The organism is Streptomyces sp. KLMMK, assembly GCF_036961605.1.
GTDB lineage: Bacteria > Actinomycetota > Actinomycetes > Streptomycetales > Streptomycetaceae > Streptomyces > Streptomyces telluris.
In genome coordinates this window covers 1-2,972 of record NZ_JBAMDC010000587.1, presented here as the reverse complement: position 1 = coordinate 2,972, position 2,972 = coordinate 1, and the positions used below count along the sequence as shown (strand labels likewise).

Genomic DNA, 2,972 nt, shown 5'->3' with positions numbered 1-2,972 from the left:
GCTGCGTGCGCACCGGCCACCCGGTCAGGGTGCCGCACGTGCGCGCCGAGGACCTGCCGGGCATCGCCCGCGACGACGAGGCGGCCCGGCTGCTCGCCCGCGCCGGCCTGCACTCCTACATGGCGGTGCCGCTCATCGCCCGCGGGGAGGTGCTCGGCGCCCTCGACCTCAAGCGCCTGACCGACCCGCGCCCCTTCGACGAGGCCGACGCCGCCCTCGCCGCCGAACTCGCCGCCCGCGCCGCCGTCTCCATCGACAACGCCCGCTGGTACCAGCGCGAGCGCGCCACCGCCCTCACGCTGCAGCGCTCCCTGCTGCCCCAGCGGCCCCCGGACCCCGCGGGCCTGGAGATCGCCTACCGCTACCAGCCCGCCGGCACCGCCAGCAGGGTCGGCGGCGACTGGTTCGACGTCGTCCCGCAGGACGGGGACAAGAGCGCGCTGGTCGTCGGCGACGTCATGGGCAGCGGCATCAACGCCGCGGCCGCCATGGGACAGCTGCGCACCGCCGCCCGCACCCTCGCCCAGCTCGGCCTCGACCCCGCCCGGGTGCTGCGCCACCTCGACCACACCGCCAGTGGTCTGGACCAGATGATCGCCACGTGTCTGTACACCGTGTACGACCCGCAGGGCGGCACCTGCTGCATGGCCAACGCCGGGCACCTCCCGCCCGTCGTCCTGCGCCCCGGCCGCCCCCCGGCCCTCGTCGACCTCCCCGCCGGCGCCCCACTGGGCGTCGGCGGCATCCCCTTCGAGAACACGGCCGTCGACCTCAAGCCCGGCGACGGCCTCGTCCTCTACACCGACGGCCTGGTGGAGACCCGCGACGAGTCCATCGACACCCGCCTCGAAGCCCTCCTGGCCGTCCTCGCCGACGCCCCCGAAGGCCTGGAGGAGACCTGCGACCTCCTCCTGACATCCCTGCGCTCCGGCAACGACCAGGACGACGTGGCCCTCCTCATCGCCCGCGCCGTCCCGGCGGACCCTGCGGCCCCGCAACCGTGACCGGCAGCTCCGCCAGGGCGTGCGAACGGAAGGAAGGCCGCCACCGCAGCGCATCGGCGGGCACGGCGAGTGCGATGCCCGGCAGGCGGCGCAGCAGCGTGGACAGGGCGATCCGGATCTCCATCCGGGCCAGCGCCGCGCCCAGGCAGTAGTGCATGCCCTGGCCGAGCGCCAGGTGGGCCTTGTCCTCGCGGTGGATGTCGAAGCGGTCCGGATCCGGGTACCGGTCCGGATCCCGGTGGGCCGAGGCCAGGCAGAGCAGCACGGTGTCGCCCTGCGGTACCGGGACGCCCCCGATGACGACCGGTTCGACCGGGAAGCGCCGGATGGCCATCTGATTGGGGTGGCCGTGGCGCAGCAGCTCCTCGACCGCGTCCGGCCACAGGGCCGGGTCCGCGCGCACCTCGTCCAGCCGGCCGGGGTGTTCGAGCAGGGTCAGCAGACCGCCGCTGATCAGGTGCTGTGTGTTCTCGCTGCCCGCCATGAGGATGAGGAAGGCGAGGGAGACCAGTTCGTCCTCGCCGAGCCGGTCGCCCTCGTCGCGCGCGGCGATCAGAGCGGACAGCAGGTCGTCCCCGGGCGCCGCCCTGCGCGCCGCGACCAGGTCCAGCAGGAAGCGGTGGATGCGGCCCACCGCCTCCCCGGCCTGGGCCGGGTACCGGGGCGCGAGCATGGCCGTCACGTCCGCGGCGAACGGTTTCCGGTCGGCCTCCGGCACGTGGAGGAGGTCGCCGATGACGGTCAGCGGCAGCGGCCCGGCGAACTCCGCGACCAGGTCGGCGCTTCCCTCCGCGGAGATGCGCGCGGCGAGCGCACCGGCGAGCCGGTCCGCCGCGGCTTGCACCCGTCCGCTCAGCTCCGCCACGCGCCGCGGCGTGAAGCCCTGGGAGACCAGGCGGCGCAGCCGCAGGTGGTCGGCCGCGTCGAGGTTGAGCAGGTTGGCGTCCAGGGCGGGCGGCAGGGAGAAGCCCTTGAACCCGCTGCCGGAGTGCGCCTTGTTCACCGACAGCCGCGGGTCGGTGAGGGCGGCCCGCACGTCGGCCTCGCGGGTGACGAGCCAGACGGGCGAGCCGTCGGGAAGGGCGATCCGGTGCACGGGCCCCGCCGCCCGCAGGCGTGCGTAGACCGGGTAGGGGTCGGCGAAGAACCCGGCGTCGAACGGGCGCGGGAGGGCGGCGGTGCCGGTGGTACCGGTGCTGTCGGCGGTGTCCATCGTCCGAGCGTAGGACGGGCGCGGTTCAGGCCCTTGACGAGGTCCGCCGTCGAGGTCAGTGCAGTTGTACGCGGTAGAGCGTGCGGCGGTTCTCGATGGTGAGCCGGACCTCGCCCTTGGCGCCCGCGTACGCTCCCGTGCCGCCGACGACGGCGGCATCGGCGTGGTGCGGGCCGCGTCCGAAGCGGTTCTCCATGGACTCCAGGACCAGGGTGCCGTCGTTGCCCCGCAGTACGTAGCGGCACTGGGCCACCACGCCCTCGTAGCGCAGGAGCACCACCGTGCAGACGGCGCTGCCGTCGCCGGCGGGCTTGCCGGACGGGTCCTGGAGGTCGGCGTAGACGGACCAGGTATCGCCTTCCTTGGGGTGCTCGGGCGGGTTGCCCGTGCGGTGGACGGCCGTCCAGGCCAGGGCCTTCTCCCCGGCGGCCGCGGCGGGTTGGGGGGACGGCGGGGCGACGGCGACGGCAGTGGCCGCCACGGCGGCAACGGCGGCCACGGCGGCGGCTTGGCGGCGCATCAGGCGCATCGGGCACCTCCGGCTCGTACGGACGGGTCGGGCACCCACGTACCCGATCCTGGTGCGTTCACCCCACCCCGCCTATGGCGCCCGCACAATTCCCGTCACGAAGACTTCACCCGCCGGGGAAGGGCGTTCCTTCCGGCGGGTGAAGGGGCGCGTATCCGGATACAGGTGAACTGTCCCTACTCCGGCGGCAGTTCGTCCAGTGTCGGGTAGGAGGGCTGGGCGCCCG

General features: G+C 74.6%; 3 protein-coding genes. 1 reads left to right on the top strand and 2 read right to left on the bottom strand.

The window, feature by feature from the left end:
- A partial coding sequence (locus V7793_RS35915) for a PP2C family protein-serine/threonine phosphatase (RefSeq protein WP_336013875.1) occupies positions 1 to 1,004 on the top strand: 1,004 nt, incomplete at its 5' end.
- On the opposite strand, the gene V7793_RS35910 is transcribed toward V7793_RS35915, so the two are convergent.
- Positions 958 to 2,217, bottom strand: a complete 1,260-nt coding sequence (locus V7793_RS35910; protein ID WP_336013874.1) for a cytochrome P450 family protein — start codon at positions 2,215 to 2,217, stop codon at positions 958 to 960. The two genes, V7793_RS35915 and V7793_RS35910, sit on opposite strands and share 47 nt — an antisense overlap.
- A 55-nt stretch (positions 2,218 to 2,272) precedes the next feature.
- Positions 2,273 to 2,737, bottom strand: a complete 465-nt coding sequence (locus tag V7793_RS35905; protein ID WP_336013873.1) for a hypothetical protein — start codon at positions 2,735 to 2,737, stop codon at positions 2,273 to 2,275.
- Between the last annotated feature and the right edge of the window lie 235 nt (positions 2,738 to 2,972).

Bases quoted from the DNA above. Each gene is read 5' to 3' on its own strand.
- V7793_RS35910 (WP_336013874.1), bottom strand. From the start codon at position 2,217: ATGGACACCGCCGACAGCACCGGTACCACCGGCACCGCCGCCCTCCCG.
- V7793_RS35905 (WP_336013873.1), bottom strand. From the start codon at position 2,737: ATGCGCCGCCAAGCCGCCGCCGTGGCCGCCGTTGCCGCCGTGGCGGCC.